The following is a 14,372-nucleotide window of genomic DNA, read 5'->3' on the forward strand; positions in this document are numbered from 1 at the left end:
ATCCTTCCTGGATCGATGTGTGGCCGATCACTCTAAACCGGCGGTTATCAATTTGGCGAGGTGCAAAACGGTGAGAGCGGCGTGGCGACGATTCGACCGGCTCGCGAATGCGGTGTGTCATTCAAAGCTATTGTTGATTGTTCGGCCGCTTTCGCGAGCAAGCCCGCTACCACAGGGGGTTGGGGTTAAGTCTGGAACCATTCGTGGCGCTCGTTGAAGGTGTTGTGGATGAGTTCGATCAGGGTTTGTACTTCGGCGATGTCTTGTGATTCGGCATTCACCGCCAGCCACGCTTGCAATCGCATCGGCTCATCGAACAATCCGGGCAACGCCACCAATCCGCGATCAAACCGGCTCATGTAAGCCGGCAACAAACCGATGCAGGCACTGCAGCGAATCATCTCCAGCATCAATTCATAAGACTGCATCTGCACCACACCAGCCAGACGTTGTTCGACCAGATCATTCCATGGGCGAAAGCTGTCGATCTGCCGGTCGTGCTGCCATTGCACCAGCATGAAATCGGCAAGGTCATCGACACTCGCCGGGCGTGCGGTGACGCGGGAGTAGCGTTTGGCGATGTGGGGAAGGTAGTCCAGGCTCGCCAGGCGCTGCGGTGGGTGGGTGGCGAAGGTCGGGCCGGGGTTCGAGGTTTCGCCATGGGCCAGCCACAGGACGACATCAGCGCTGACGGCCCGCAGCGACAGTTCGCTGTCCAGCGCGATGATTTCCAAGCGTACGCTGGCATTGCGGCGCAGCAGTGCGATGAGATCGCGACCGAGGATGTCGTGCAGGATGGACTCGGCGACGGCCAGGCGAATCAGCGGCTGTTCAACCATCGGCAGTTTGCGCTCGTTGGCCAGGGCGACCAGTTTGGCCTGAAGTTGCTGGCCTTCGCGGGTCAGGCTCAGTGCGCTGCCCTGAAAACTGAACAATGTATGTTGGAGCTCCTGCTCAAGCTGGGCCAGTTGTTTGCGCAGCAAGGTCGAACGCACGTTGAGGCTGCGCGCCGCTTGCATGAAGCAACCGCAACGGGCGCTGACCAGAAAGTACTGCGCGACGTCGGCGTCGATAGTCGCGGCGTGTGACAACCAGGGTTCGCTTTTATTCTCTGCCCAACGGTAATCGGCGCTGCCCTGTCGTCCTGCGGGTTCGTTGAATGACATCGATGACTCCCTGTCGATCTTTGTATTTTATTGGCTTTGTGCACTGTGAAAAATTCTCAATCCAACTCCCACAGTTTTTGTATCGGATAAAAAATCAGTGTTTTTCCTCGAGGACTTTATTGAGTTGCGCCCCGTCGATACTCAGCGTCGCCGTGTTGAGCATCCCGTCCAGATACGCCTGCGCAATCTGCTCCTGACGCTGGGCACGCAAGGCCTGGGTCAGTTGATCGCGCAGTTCATCCAGTGTCGCGGTGCGCGCCGGTTGTTGTTCGGTGAGTTTGATCACATGGAACCCGGCGGCGCTCTGAACAGGATCGGAAACGGCGCCAACCTTGAGCCGCGCCACGGCGCCACGCACCTCAGGAACGAGTTGCTGCAACGGTTGCAAACCGGTATCACCACCACGCTCAGCGGTGACGCGATCCTGCGAATACTGAGTCGCCAGCGCGGCAAACTCCGCCGGGGTCGCCTGCGCTTTTTTGCTCAGATCGAGCGCCTGCTTGCGCACGGTTTCAAGAGTCTGCGGCTCATTCACCTCAAGAAAAATCTGGCTGACCCGGTACAACGGCGGGGTCTGCCAGTTCGCCTTGCCGGCGTCATAGGCTTTGTGCAACTCGGCCTCACTCGGGTAATCCGCCGGCACCTCACTGACCGAACGCAGGTAATCGCGAAAGACGATCTGCTCAGTCGCTGCCCGAGTCTGTCGCGCGACGTCCGGGCGCTGCGCCCAACCCTGCGCCTCGGCCTGCTCCAACACGGCTTTCTCGGCCAGTCGCGTGCGAATCCAGCGCTCCAGCGCTTCACGATTACCGCGCAGTTGTTCGCGGGTCTCTGGCGGGACTGTCGCCAGCAGCGCCTGCAATTCATCAGGCGAAACCTGCTGATTACCCAACCGCGCGACCGCCGGCCCCGTTACCGCCGTCGACACTGGTGCCGACTGCTGGGCGGCGACCGGGTCACTGCCCGGCCGCACCACCAGCGCCACGGCCACCACCAACAGCACCACGGCTCCAGCGCCGATCACCATGGCAGGCTTTTTCACAGCGCGACTTCCTCTTGCTCGGCAACGGCAACTTTTGCCGTCGAGGCTTGAGTTGTCTGGCTGAAGTCACGCAGATAAACAATGAATTCCTGCAGCAAGCGATCCCACAGCTCCAGATTGCCGCGCAGGTGATCGCTGCTGACGCCGGCGGCGAGCACCACGTCCATTTCCATCACCAGGAACTCGCCCTGCAACGACAAGCGTGCAAAACGTCGCGAAGCGTTCCACTGCTCGGCCACACCCTGGGGCAACTCACCCTGCACGCGAAGCGCACAACTGAACGTGAAGTCGACGTAGCGGCCCTGCTCCACCGCCGGGTTGCCGAAACGCACGGCGTAGCCAATGCCCTGACTGGCACTGAGCAATTGGACGATGCCGTTCTGTTCGGTCTGGTTGACGCGATAACCGGCGGCTTGCAGGACGTCGGTCAACGATTGCGGGGAAACGTGGCTGATCAATTGAGTCATTGCTTCTTCCTTGTTTATCAGGCTTTTTAATCAGTGCAAGAGCGCAGCTTGCGGCGCGTCGAATTGAGTCTTGTAGAGCTCGTCGCCGAACCCCTGGGCCAGTTCATCGAACTTGACCCGGGCGCTGCCCGCGAAGGGCTGGCGGATCTTCATCACTTCGGCCACATCGATGTTTTCGTAGGCGCTGAGGATCTGCTTGGCGACGCCGTACATCTGCTGATTCTTGACTGAACATTGCTGCACTTGTGTGTCACGTTCAGTCAATTGCGCTTGAAGCCTGGAACGCTCGGTTTCTTTGGCGCGGGCCATGACCAATAACTCGTCATAGGCCTTCTTGTACTTGCCGGTCTGCTCAACGCTGGCCGCCACTTGCGCCTGCGCCTGGCTGTGCAGGCTCTGTTGCTGCCCCGCCAGTTGCTCGGCGACGCCTTTGACCTTGGCCAGTTCAGCGGTCAATTGCTTGATTTGCGCCTGCGCAGCCTTAGCCTCGTTTTGCGCTGCCAGTTGCGCAGCGCTGGCCTGAGCCTGCTGACTTTGCAAGGCTTGCAACTGCTGGGTGGTGCTACGCAATTGCGTACGCAAGCGCTCCTCCATGCCCTCGGCACTGGCGCCGGTGGCAACCAACATTCCAAGGCCCAGCAACAACAATCGCGTGTTCATAACCGTCTCCCGGCGCCTTAGAAGCGCGTGTTGATCTCAAGCTGCAAGACATCGATATCGAACGGCGCGCCGTATACCGCTTCTGTGCTCAACCAGCGGCCGGTCGCAAAAACGTTCTTCGCCAGACCGTAGTTGCCGCCGATGAAATAACCCTTGGCGTTGGTGCCACCGAGGTGGAAAGACGAGTCGTTAAAGCCGTCCGGCAAGGCGTCCGGCTGGATGTACTTGTAGCCGGCGAACATATTCCAGTCGCCCTGCTTCTTCAGGTCCAGGGCGTTGCCGAGGGTGAATTGCACCATCCACGCATTGGCACCGCTTTCGATATCGCCATTGCTGTCGAGGTTGTTGACGATTTGCCCGGCCGAACGCTTGCGCATGTCGCCTTCGTCGTAGCTGAGGTTATGGATGTAGTTGCCCTGGCTGCGCAGCTTGAAGTCTTGCGGCAGATCAGCGTCCCACACCAGGTTCAGATCGAGCAGGTTGAACTCGGACGCGAGGCCGACGTATTGCGGTTGCGGCGTGGTCGTCGGGTTGAGCGGGTTCGGCGTGATGTCACGCAGCAGGAACACGCTGTTGCCCTTCTGCATGAACGCTGCGCGGCTGCCGTCGCTGTCGCAACCCGGTGCGCCGGCCCACGGTTCGCAAGGGCTGGAGCGCTGGCCTTCGATGTCGTCGAAGCGGTAATAAGCCAGCGCACCCTTCAAGCGGTTGTTGCTGTTGACCGCCCATTTGGCGCCGATTTGCGCGCCGTACAGCCATTTGTTGTCGCTCTCTTCCTTGTCGAAACCGTTGCTGCTGGTGGTGTCGTTTGTGTAGTCCACCGGGAACGCGCCGACGGTACCGAACACGCCCCAATCACGATTGAGTTTGTGGTCGAAAATCGCCGCCACACCGTCGAAGTTGAGGTCGTTGGAATAGAGCATGTCGGTGGACATGAACGGGTTGGCAAAACGGCCACCGGTGAGCGTCAGCTCATCCGACGGTTTCCAGGTCAGATAACCCTGGTCGAGCCAGATGTCTTTTTTGGCGAAGCCACCGCCGAGGCTTTGCGTGGTCGATACCGGATTGTTGTCCGAGCCGGTGCCGATGCGGATGCCGGCGGTCCACTCTGGCGAGATCACCGCTTTCATGCCCAGACGTGCGCGAATGCGGAACTGGTTGGTGCGATCTTCGCGGGTATTGAGCAGCGGCGGCAGACTGGTGCTGCTGTTGGGGTTCACGTCATACGGGCCGTTGTTGTTGAGCTTGGCGAAGTCGACGATTTCGTTGCTGTTGCTGTCCGAGTAGTAGCGCGATTCGTCACGCAAACGAATGTCGCCGTCGAAGCTGATGCGCGATGCCCAGTCCGGGAAAGTGTTGGGCGCGGCCCAGTTTTCCTGCTTGGCGGTGGCCATGACTTCGGCTTTGACCTGATCGCGGATCTGATCACGCACCGCCGCCGGCACGTACTGCACACGCACATCGCCAGGCGCGGCGACGGGGCCTGCCACCACGGCGGTGGAGGCAGCAGCCTGCTTGGCTTGGACGGCCTCGTTCTGCGCCTGAGCGATCAGCGCGTCGGCCTTGTCCTGCTTCAAAATGCCCTGCTCGACCAGCAAGCGGATCAGATTGATCGTGGCGTTTTCCGAAGGCGCAGGCGCTGCTGCGGCCTGACCGACCAGGGTCGCGATGACCATGCCGACCGCCAGGGACAATCGATTCACGTTGGAAATCATCTGCACACAACTCCTTTTGGCAAAACTGTAAGAATTCGGTTAACCCGGACGCCGCCCTTGCAGGGACAGGCGCACGGGCAAAGTCATGGAGGCCGGTGGCCGTTCGCTTAAGTGCGGCGCATTGCGCAGCGCCGCCAAAACCTGCTTATCGATTTCAGGGTTGCCGCTGGACTTGATCAGCTCGACCCGGGTGATCTCGCCGACGCTGCTCAGCCACACATCGGCCTGCAAGGTGAACGCGAGGTTGCGCAGTTCAGGGTTCTCGCGCAGCAGCTTCTGGAACGTGAACGCGAGGAACTGGCTGTAAGTGCCGTTACCCAACTGCCCGCCTCCGGCGCCCGCCATCCCGCCGCCCTTGCCCGCGCCGATGTTGAAGGCGTCGTTGCCGGACTGCGCATCGCCATCCATTTGCATCGGGTTGGCCAGATCGTCCGCCGGTGATGGCGGCGCCTCTTCTTCGGGCTTGACCTCTTGCGGCTCTGGCGTTGGCTCGGGCTCGACGATTTTTTCTTCCACTGATGTCTCCGGTTCCGGCGGTTTTTCAGGCGGCGCAGGTGGTGGTGGCGGCAGTGGAATGATCGTCGGCACCTTTGGCGCTTCGCGGCGGATGCCGCTCATGTCGTTGGCCCACTGCCACAGAAACCACGCTGCCAGTGCGCCGACCAACAGCCCGGCGCCCCACTTCACAAAGCGCAGTGGCGACTGCTTTACCGGCAGTGGCTCGATCGGGAGTTGTGCGGTCATGACTCAACCCTGCGTCGGTTTGCCGGTCACGAGACCGACTTGGGACAGTTCGAGCCGGCGCAACAGATCCAGCACTTCAATGACTTTCTGGTATTGCACCGTCGCGTCACCGCGCACGATCACCGGGAAGTCCGGGCTCTGCGCTTTCTCGATGCGCAGGCGTTCTTCCAGTTCGGCCAGGGTCACCGGGTAGGCATCAAGGAACACCTGGCCGCCGTCGTTAACCGAAATGGCCTTGGTCTTGGCTTCGGACAGCGACACCGAAGCGCTGGCCTTGGGCAGGTTGATCTGGATTCCCGACACCTGCGCAGTGGCGGTGAGGATGAACATCACCAGCACCACCATCAGCACGTCCACCAGCGGCGTGATGTTGATGCTGTCGACGGCTGAATCTTCGTCATCGTCGTGGGAGGCATTTACGGACGCCATGTCAGTGCTCCTCAGGCCGGTACGGAGTGGTTGGCGTGATGGCCGCGCGAGTGCGACGCCTCACTGAACTGGCTTTCGCCATGCATCTCCGCCAAACGTGTGATGAACTCGTCGACGAACACGCGCATGTCGGCACTGACTTCCTTGTTGCGCGTGATCAGGCGGTTGTAGCCGAACAGCGCCGGGATCGCGACGAACAGACCCATCGCCGTCGCCAGCAAGGCAGCGGCCATGCCGGGCGCGATGGCGTTGATGTTGACGTCGCCGGCCATGGCGGTACCGAGGAACACCACCATGATCCCCAGCACGGTGCCGAGCAGGCCGATATACGGGCCACCGGCGATGGCGTTGGACAGGGTCGAAAGCTTCGAACTCAGCTGTTGGTTTTCGCGGGTGCGCACACCGTCCATCGAGCAACGAATGGCTTCGATGGTCGCCGCCGAAACCGAGGAGGTGTCGGCGCCCTGCTCACGGCGGGTACGAATTTCTTTCACGGCCACCAGATACAGGCGCCACAGCGACGAATGTTCCAGGCGCTGGGCAAGTTGCGTGTCGTCGGCAAACATCTCCAGGCGCGTGCCGACCTTGGCGAACTGCACGCGGAAATCTTCGTTGGCTGACGTCACGCGGCCGAGCGTGCGGTTCTTGCGCAGCATGATGATCCACGACTGGAACATCATCAGCACCAGCACGGCGATGATCACCCAGGCGTCCACCGGTACTGCGTTGAGCAGGAAACCGAGGCTGCCGAACCCGAAGCCCGACTGTTCTTCATCAACCCCGTAGGCGACCAGTTTCGACTCGGCGCCCTGCGAGGTGGCATCGGCGAGCAGCAACGGCGCCGGGCGGGCGACTTTCGACAGGCGCAGTTCGTCGATGGCGCCTACGAACGGCAGATAAGGGCCTTCTTGCAGATCAGCGCCGATGGCCATGACCGAATTGAACGCTGGCATGGCCAGGGCCAGTGCAGCACCTTCACGACCGTTGATGTACAGGGTGACTTTGGCACCTTCGGCCGTCAGCGCGACGTGTTGCCATTGGCCGGGGTTGAGCGGCTGCGTGGCAACGGCGCGCTGGCCGTCGATTTCCACGAACGGCACGCCCTGATTCACCCCCACCAGCAAACTGTTGGCACCTTCTCGGCGGGCCAGAATCAGTTGCTCGCCATCGGCCTGATCCAGTCGCAGCCAAGCGCTGAAGGTGAACGCACTGCCAGCGTTGTGCTGCAACGAAGGGCTGGCCGGCATTAACAACGGCTGACCGCTGAACTGCAAGGCCCGCCCGACGACGCCGTCAATCGCCGCGCCGGTCGCACTTTGCGCGGTGTTGCCGTAGGCCGTGGTGTCTTTGGCCGGGGTGCCGGTGGCGCCGTCGAAGTGATACAGCGCGGTGTAATTCGGATCGAAGGTCAGTTGGCCGTTGCCGGTGGCCGGGGCCTTTTGATTGCCGTAGTACATCCAGATGTCCTGACGCTGACCGCCCTCGACATTCGGCACATCGACCCAGATCAACGCCATGCCCATCAGCGCGTCGAAGCTTTCGATCTGATGGTTGAGTACGGTTTTGTCATCGGCGGCGACGAAGCGCAGGTCCGAGCCGTCCTCCTTCACACCGTCGAAGGTGAAGTTGCCGGTGTGCAGGCGCACCAGTAGCGCGGTGCGGCCGAGCGGTTGATTGATCGCCGCCCCTTGCGGCGTGGTGTCGACGGCAATTTGTTTGCGGTAATGCCAGTCGTCCTGCCACCAGGCCTGAGCCGTGGCCGGGAGCACGAAGCCCAGGCAGATCAACAACGAAAGAAAGAGGCGCTGCATGAACGTGCTCCTTTAGAAAGTGGCTTGAAGGTTGAAGTGCAGGCGCGATTCCTGTTTCGAGGTGTTCGGCCCTTCGAGTAGCGGATAACCCCAGTCGAGGCTGCCCGACAGCCATTTGCTCAGGCTGGCGCGGGTGCCGAGGCCGACACTGGCCAGGGCGTAATTGGCGTCCTGATCAGGCAGTTCGTCGCGCAGGTACAGTTGCGCGCCTTCGGCGAAGGCATAGAAACGCCAGTCCTGCATCCAGGTGCCGGCGAACTTGGCCAGCGAGGGCGTGCGCAGTTCCTGGCTCAGCAGATAACCGTCATCGCCCGTGCGCTCGGCGGCCAGATAGCCGCGCACCGACGTCGCGCCACCGGCAGAAAATTGTTCGTTGGAAACCAGTGGCCCCGAAGCTAGTTGAAACGCGGCTTTGCTCGCGCTTTGCCAGTCGCTGTCGAAGGTCCAGGTGTAACTGGTGTCGCCCTTGAGCACGGCGAAACTCGGCTTGGCGCGGTAGCGTTTGTAGTCGAAGTCTTCGTCGGAACTGCCATAGCCAAAAAGGCTGCGGGTGGCCGCGACCAGACTCAAACCGAGGCCGAGCTGACTCTTTTCGGTGTAGCGATAGCCGTTGTAGGCGAAGGTGAACGGTGCGTATTTCAGTGGCACCTTGTCGCTCTCGCCGGAGAGGGTCAGGCGTTCTTCGAAGTCCTTGAAGTCGACGCCCGCCGACAACGAGTTCGACCAACTGCCGCTGGATGGCAGCGTGTAGATCGCCGACACCCCGTAGGAATGGCCCTTGCCCAGCACGTTGCTGCCGCCAATGGTGGCGACGTTGCTGTCGGACTGGTAACCGGACAACTGCACGCTCCAGCGATCGGTCAGCGGGGCGGTATAAGCGCCCGACCAGACCTTGGCGTTGTCGGTGTCTTGCGGCGCGGTGAAGTAGGTCAGGGAAATGCTGTGGCCGAGCTGCCAGAGGTTGTTGTAGCCAAGGCTGGCGACAGTGCGCAGCTTTTCGGTGTCGGCGCTGTAGTCGTTGTTCAGACCGACGCTGGCCGTCCACGGGTTCTGATCTTCAACCTGTAAATCGACGTCCATGGTGCCGGGGCGCTGGCCCTCGCGAACCAGCGGCATGACCTGCCGGCCGGGCGTCTTGTTCAGTTGCGCCAGTTCACCCTGAACCTTGGCGAAGTCCGGTACCTCACCCTCCTTGAGCGCTGGCACTTCGTCACGGATGTCCAGCGGCGAATAGTGCTTGGCGCCGACCACGCGCACCCGGCCGACCTTGGTTTCGCTGACTTGCAGATAAACGATGCCGTCCGCCACCGCTTGCTCCGGCAATTCGACGAACACCGATTGATAGCCGCGTTCCTGATAGACCTTCTGCAACGCGTCGCGCGCACCTTCGATGTCGCTCAGCGCTTTTTGCGGACCGAGGAACGGGTACACCGCCTCTTCGATGGCCCGCGCATCAAGCACCGTGTTACCGCGCACGAAGTATTCGTTGACGTCGACCAGACGCTGCGCCGCTGCACTTTTGGTGGTTTCTTCGGCCAGTGCCGACTGCGCGCCAACCGCCACTAACAGCGAGCCCCACAGCGCCAGCCGTGACGTGAAAATCTGTTCCACACTACCCCCTGAATTCGCGATGACCTGTTGGCGCCTCAGCGCCCTCTGTGTTGCGTCAATTGCTGGCTGTTGAGGCGCAGGCGTGCTTGCCGAGCCAGGTGTGCAGAAGCGCGAAGTTCAAGGAGAACTCAGGCATTTGCAGCAAGGCACCGCAGAACACTTCGCCGATGATTTTTTGAATGAGCTGCACCGCACGCGAGTTGTTGAGCAGCGTGGCGATGTCGCGACTGAGGATGTTGAAGCTCCAGACTTTCTGGTTCAGGCCCAGGCCGACGAACCAGCGGAACAACAGGTTGTAATTGAGCTGCTCATAGAGTTGCTGCTCGCTGGGTACCGAGTACAGCAACTGCAGCAGCAGGATGTGCATGACCGTTTGCGCGGGGATCAACATGCCGGGTTCGGCGTCGAGGTCATGGAGGATGTTGCGGTGGGCGTCGAGCAAGTCATCGATCTGTGGGCGCAGCAAGACCAGCGAATGGCCCGGCGGAATGTAACTGGACACCTCTTTCAAGGCGCCCTGCCAGTCATCCTGCGAGACGATCCAGACCCACGGCGCGCCGTAGCGATACACCGAAACCGGCTTCTTGCGCGCGGCTTCGACGATCTTCGACAAGCGCTGATCGAGCTCCTGCATGCCCACTTTCGAGTAGCGTTCCATAGTCCCCATTGCCTCACTCCCGGCGTCCCGCCTCGGCTTGTGAAATGCGCCCCGAAAGGCCCCTCAAGCGCGTTACATAGGCATGACCGGACTGGCGATGTGCTACCGAACTTTTGTCATAAAAGCTTCATTTCAAATGTTGAGATTGGGTGGGAAGACAGCAGAGGAAACTTTTAATCAGGGAGGGGCCTCGATGCAAGCCGACGTCGAGTTCGATGTTGATGCGCATCCGCGTGCCCAATTCCTTCGCCAGTGCGAGGTATTGCCGCAAACGTTCGGTGCCATCGACAGCACCAGCACATATCAGCCTTAAAGCTCTGTTCCGCGCCTCTGCGTGACATTCAGGTGACATTTGCAGGTTTAAATTTCGGCGCATTCAGGCGTATAACCTGTACAGACTTTTCCAATTGCACACGGACATCCAACACGGGGTAGCGACATGACCACAGCAAATATCCTTGGCAACCTGTTCCCTTCTGTCAGCGACATCCCGGAAAAATACCGCCTCGACGGTCAGGTCGAGCAACGCGAATACCTGGTCGACGGCGAACTGCGTCGCTGGGATGGCCCACTCGCCACCGTGCGCAGCCCGGTGTACTTGAATCACGGCGAGAACGGCGACGAACAAGTGATCCTCGGCAGCACGCCACTGCTCGACGCCGACACCGCCCTCACCGCCCTCGACGCCGCCGTTCGCGCTTATGACCGGGGCCAGGGCTTGTGGCCGACCCTGCGTGTGGCCGAACGTATCCAGCACGTCGAAGCCTTCCTCGGCCGGATGCGTCAGCAGCGTGATGCCGTGGTCAAACTGCTGATGTGGGAGATCGGCAAGAACCTCAAGGATTCGGAAAAAGAGTTCGACCGCACCTGCGACTACATCGTCGACACCATCAATGCCCTGAAAGAACTCGACCGCCGCTCCAGCCGTTTCGAGCTGGAGCAGGACACACTCGGCCAGATCCGTCGCGTGCCGCTTGGCGTGGCCCTGTGCATGGGGCCTTACAACTATCCGCTGAACGAGACCTTCACCACGCTGATCCCGGCACTGATCATGGGCAACACCGTGGTGTTCAAACCGGCCAAGCTCGGCGTCCTGCTGATTCGTCCGTTGCTCGAGGCGTTTCGCGACAGCTTCCCCACGGGCGTGATCAACGTGATCTACGGCAGCGGCCGTGAAACCGTCAGTGCGCTGATGGCCAGTGGCAAAATCGATATTTTCGCGTTCATCGGCACCAACAAAGCCGCCAGCGATCTGAAAAAACTGCACCCCAAACCTCACCGTTTGCGTGCCGCGTTGGGGCTGGATGCGAAGAACCCCGGTATCGTCCTGCCGGAAGTCGATCTGGACAACGCGGTCAGCGAAGCCGTCACCGGCTCGCTGTCGTTCAACGGCCAACGCTGCACGGCGCTGAAGATCCTGTTTGTCCATGAGGATGTCGTGGATAGCTTCATCGAGAAATTCAACGCCAAACTGGCTACGCTCAAACCCGGCATGCCGTGGGACAGCGGCGTGTCGCTGACGCCACTGCCAGAGTCGGGCAAGGTCGATTATCTGCATGCTCTGGTGGCGGATGCGCGCAGCAAGGGCGCCGAGGTGGTCAACCCCAATGGCGGTGAATCCCGCGAGTCGTTCTTCTACCCGGCGGTGCTGTACCCGGTGAATCCGCAGATGCGCATCTATCAGGAGGAGCAGTTCGGCCCGGTGGTGCCGATCGTGCCGTACCGCCATCTCGATACCGTGATCGATTACGTGCTGGAATCGGATTTCGGCCAGCAACTGAGTATCTTTGGCACCAACCCCGTAGCGGTCGGGCGACTGGTCGACACCTTCGCCAATCAGGTCGGACGGATTAACCTCAACGCCCAATGCCAGCGCGGCCCGGACACCTATCCGTTCAACGGTCGCAAGAACTCCGCCGAAGGTACGTTGTCGGTACACGATGCACTGCGGGTGTTTTCGATCCGCACACTGGTGGCGACCAAGTACCAGGACAGCAACAAGGATCTGATCAGCGAAATCATTCGCGGACGCGATTCGAGTTTCCTGACCACCGATTACATCTTCTGACGAGGGCCATGCACTGAGTACGTTCAGCAACCACCGACTGCCACCGCTGTTGCGCCGAATCCTGCGTCCGTTACTGGACCCGTATCGGCGCTACCGACACGCCCGACTGATCCACGCGGTGCGGGTGGCACTGGGGTTGTTGGCGACCATTGTGCTAACCACCGGCATCAACCTGCCCCACGGCGAGTGGGCGTCCGTGACCATGCTGGTGGTGATCGGCGGTTTGCAGCACCACGGCAACATCGGCAAGAAAGCCGCCGAACGCGCCACCGGCACCTTGATCGGTGCCGGCGTGGGCTTGCTGCTGGTGGCTCAACAAGCGTGGCTCGGGATGCCGTGGCTGACGTACTTCGCCATGGCGGTGGTCTGCGGGTTCTTCTCCTATCACGCCATCGGCAAGGGCGGCTACACCGCTCTGCTTTCGGCGATTACCGTTTTCATTGTCGCCGGGCACGGCGACAATCCGATCACTGACGGGTTGTGGCGTGGGGTCGATATTCTGATCGGCATTGCGCTGGCCCTGGCGTTCTCCTTCGCCCTGCCGCTGTACGCGGTGTATTCCTGGCGCTACACACTGGCCGACGCCTTGCGCGACTGCGCCACGGTGTATGGGCGGATCATCAGCGGCCAAGCGGTCAGCGCTGATGAGCATTTGAAACTGATGGGCCGCTTGAACGGTGTAATGGTGCAACTGCGCTCACTGATGCCGTCGGTGTCCAAGGAAGTGAAAGTCTCGATGACAGAGCTCGATGCGATTCAGCGCAACCTGCGCATGTGCATCAGCACGCTGGAGATCCTCGGCAACACCCGTCCGGACGCCAACGACCCGGACGCCATGGCGCATCTGCAATCAGCGTTGCAGGCCGAGCACCGGCAGATTCGCGTGCAATTGATCGGCATGGCCCGCGCCCTGAAAACCGGCGCAACGCAGCGACTGGATCGGTCGTTGGAGTTGCCGTATGCCAGCCTGGACGCGCCGGTCTATAGTGCGTTGGATGGCTATCGATTGTTGACCCGGCAACTCGCCGCGAACGTCGCAGAGATGCGCCAGCGCTTGGCGAAAACCGCACTGCGCTGGAACATCTGAAGACTACCGCGTCGCCAACTGCCCGCTCTTGAAACCCCAGCCCCGCTGCATACCGGCGGCCGCCAGCAGAATCGCCGCCACACCGAGCCACTGGAGAATTTCCAGACGATGGCCGAAGGCGAACCAGTCGACGAAAATCGCGGCAATCGGGTAGATGAAGGACAGTGCGCCGGTCAGTGCGGTTGGCAACTTCTGAATCGCGCCGTACAACAGCACGTACATCAGACCGGTGTGGACGATGCCCAGCGCCAACAGACTGGCCCACGCAACCGGCGCTTGCGCCAGTGCGGAAAAATGCGCGAACGGCGCGAGCAGCAGTACCCCGGTGCACACCTGAATCAGTGCGATCAGGTGCGGCGGCGTGCCAGTCAGGCGTTTGATGACCAACGCAGCGATGGCATAGAGAAACGCCGCGCCCAAAGCCAAGGCAATGCCCATCAGATAGTCATCACCGCCCTCGCCTTGCTGACCGTGGGCACTGACAATCGCCAACATCCCTACAAATGAAATCCCCAGCCAGAACAGCTTCTGCAAGGTGATTTTCTCGCCGAGAAACAATGCTGCCAATCCGACCAACATAAACGGCTGCACGTTGTAAACCGCCGTGGCGATGGCAATCGAAGCCCGAGAATACGAGGCGAACAACAGCACCCAGTTACCGACAATCGCCACGCCGCTGAGTACCGCCAGCAAGAACGTGGTGCGGGTCAGAATGCTTGGGCGCAGAAAGCCGAACACAGCGCAAATCAACAGCAAGGTGACGGCACCGAACAGGCAGCGCCAGAACACCACGTCGAGCACCGGTTGCCCGGACATCAGCACGAACCAGCCGATTGTCCCGGATATCAGCATGGCAGCGGTCATCTCGATTGAGCCGCGACGAAGTGTGTTGCCCATCATCAAATCTCCTTTGC

The 14,372-nt window shown here is 60.8% G+C and carries 13 protein-coding genes and 1 pseudogene; 2 read left to right on the forward strand and 12 right to left on the reverse strand.

The features are described from left to right. Positions 1–185: 185 nt before the first annotated feature. The 11 genes and pseudogenes from K5E40_RS21750 to K5E40_RS35080 all read right to left on the reverse strand — a co-directional run. Positions 186–1,166, reverse strand: coding sequence for a LysR family transcriptional regulator (locus K5E40_RS21750; RefSeq protein WP_221732537.1), 981 nt, complete (start codon positions 1,164–1,166; stop codon positions 186–188). 94 nt (positions 1,167–1,260) lie between these two features. Next, on the reverse strand, positions 1,261–2,208 hold the full coding sequence (locus K5E40_RS21755) for a peptidylprolyl isomerase (protein ID WP_221732538.1): 948 nt from the start codon (positions 2,206–2,208) through the stop codon (positions 1,261–1,263). Beyond that, positions 2,205–2,675: a YbjN domain-containing protein gene (locus K5E40_RS21760; protein WP_221732539.1), complete on the reverse strand. Its 471-nt coding sequence runs from the start codon at positions 2,673–2,675 to the stop codon at positions 2,205–2,207. The genes K5E40_RS21755 and K5E40_RS21760 overlap by 4 nt, the downstream gene beginning before the upstream one ends. 30 nt (positions 2,676–2,705) lie before the next feature. Next, complete coding sequence (locus K5E40_RS21765; protein WP_221732540.1) at positions 2,706–3,335, reverse strand: DNA repair protein; 630 nt, start codon at positions 3,333–3,335, stop codon at positions 2,706–2,708. Positions 3,336–3,352: 17 nt separating this feature from the next. Beyond that, positions 3,353–5,050 (reverse strand): putative porin, encoded by a 1,698-nt coding sequence (locus tag K5E40_RS21770; protein WP_221732541.1) that lies wholly within the window; start codon positions 5,048–5,050, stop codon positions 3,353–3,355. Between the two features lie 39 nt (positions 5,051–5,089). After that, a complete protein-coding gene (locus K5E40_RS21775) occupies positions 5,090–5,794 on the reverse strand; it encodes an energy transducer TonB (RefSeq protein WP_221732542.1) in 705 nt (234 codons plus the stop codon). A gap of 3 nt (positions 5,795–5,797) precedes the next feature. Continuing rightward, entirely contained in the window at positions 5,798–6,223 is a 426-nt protein-coding gene (locus K5E40_RS21780) for a biopolymer transporter ExbD (RefSeq protein ID WP_221732543.1), read from the reverse strand. A gap of 11 nt (positions 6,224–6,234) precedes the next feature. Continuing rightward, the gene (locus tag K5E40_RS21785; protein ID WP_221732544.1) at positions 6,235–8,034 is read right to left on the reverse strand and encodes a DUF2341 domain-containing protein; all 1,800 of its coding nucleotides are present in this window, start codon (positions 8,032–8,034) and stop codon (positions 6,235–6,237) included. 12 nt (positions 8,035–8,046) lie between these two features. Next, positions 8,047–9,645 (reverse strand): ShlB/FhaC/HecB family hemolysin secretion/activation protein, encoded by a 1,599-nt coding sequence (locus tag K5E40_RS21790; protein ID WP_221732545.1) that lies wholly within the window; start codon positions 9,643–9,645, stop codon positions 8,047–8,049. Positions 9,646–9,700: 55 nt separating this feature from the next. Beyond that, the gene (locus tag K5E40_RS21795) at positions 9,701–10,312 is read right to left on the reverse strand and encodes a transposase (RefSeq protein WP_221732546.1); all 612 of its coding nucleotides are present in this window, start codon (positions 10,310–10,312) and stop codon (positions 9,701–9,703) included. Positions 10,313–10,490: 178 nt separating this feature from the next. Next, positions 10,491–10,592 (reverse strand): annotated as a pseudogene (locus K5E40_RS35080) (hypothetical protein); the annotation flags it as partial. A gap of 150 nt (positions 10,593–10,742) precedes the next feature. Here K5E40_RS35080 and K5E40_RS21800 point away from each other — a divergent pair. Continuing rightward, positions 10,743–12,371, forward strand: coding sequence for an NADP-dependent glyceraldehyde-3-phosphate dehydrogenase (locus K5E40_RS21800; protein ID WP_221732547.1), 1,629 nt, complete (start codon positions 10,743–10,745; stop codon positions 12,369–12,371). Between the two features lie 46 nt (positions 12,372–12,417). Further along, entirely contained in the window at positions 12,418–13,458 is a 1,041-nt protein-coding gene (locus K5E40_RS21805; RefSeq protein ID WP_221732616.1) for an FUSC family protein, read from the forward strand. 3 nt (positions 13,459–13,461) lie between these two features. On the opposite strand, the gene K5E40_RS21810 is transcribed toward K5E40_RS21805, so the two are convergent. Beyond that, positions 13,462–14,355, reverse strand: coding sequence for a DMT family transporter (locus tag K5E40_RS21810; protein WP_221732548.1), 894 nt, complete (start codon positions 14,353–14,355; stop codon positions 13,462–13,464). Positions 14,356–14,372 lie beyond the last annotated feature (17 nt).

This window comes from Pseudomonas baetica (assembly GCF_019733355.1).
Lineage (GTDB): Bacteria > Pseudomonadota > Gammaproteobacteria > Pseudomonadales > Pseudomonadaceae > Aquipseudomonas > Aquipseudomonas baetica_A.

Excerpts from the sequence above, each read along its gene's own strand:
- K5E40_RS21750 (WP_221732537.1), bottom strand. The coding sequence starts at position 1,166 with ATGTCATTCAACGAACCCGCAGGACGACAGGGCAGCGCCGATTACCGT.
- K5E40_RS21760 (WP_221732539.1), bottom strand. The coding sequence starts at position 2,675 with ATGACTCAATTGATCAGCCACGTTTCCCCGCAATCGTTGACCGACGTC.
- K5E40_RS21765 (WP_221732540.1), bottom strand. The coding sequence starts at position 3,335 with ATGAACACGCGATTGTTGTTGCTGGGCCTTGGAATGTTGGTTGCCACC.
- K5E40_RS21770 (WP_221732541.1), bottom strand. The coding sequence starts at position 5,050 with ATGATTTCCAACGTGAATCGATTGTCCCTGGCGGTCGGCATGGTCATC.
- K5E40_RS21775 (WP_221732542.1), bottom strand. The coding sequence starts at position 5,794 with ATGACCGCACAACTCCCGATCGAGCCACTGCCGGTAAAGCAGTCGCCA.
- K5E40_RS21780 (WP_221732543.1), bottom strand. The coding sequence starts at position 6,223 with ATGGCGTCCGTAAATGCCTCCCACGACGATGACGAAGATTCAGCCGTC.
- K5E40_RS21785 (WP_221732544.1), bottom strand. The coding sequence starts at position 8,034 with ATGCAGCGCCTCTTTCTTTCGTTGTTGATCTGCCTGGGCTTCGTGCTC.
- K5E40_RS21795 (WP_221732546.1), bottom strand. The coding sequence starts at position 10,312 with ATGGGGACTATGGAACGCTACTCGAAAGTGGGCATGCAGGAGCTCGAT.
- K5E40_RS21800 (WP_221732547.1), top strand. The coding sequence starts at position 10,743 with ATGACCACAGCAAATATCCTTGGCAACCTGTTCCCTTCTGTCAGCGAC.
- K5E40_RS21810 (WP_221732548.1), bottom strand. The coding sequence starts at position 14,355 with ATGGGCAACACACTTCGTCGCGGCTCAATCGAGATGACCGCTGCCATG.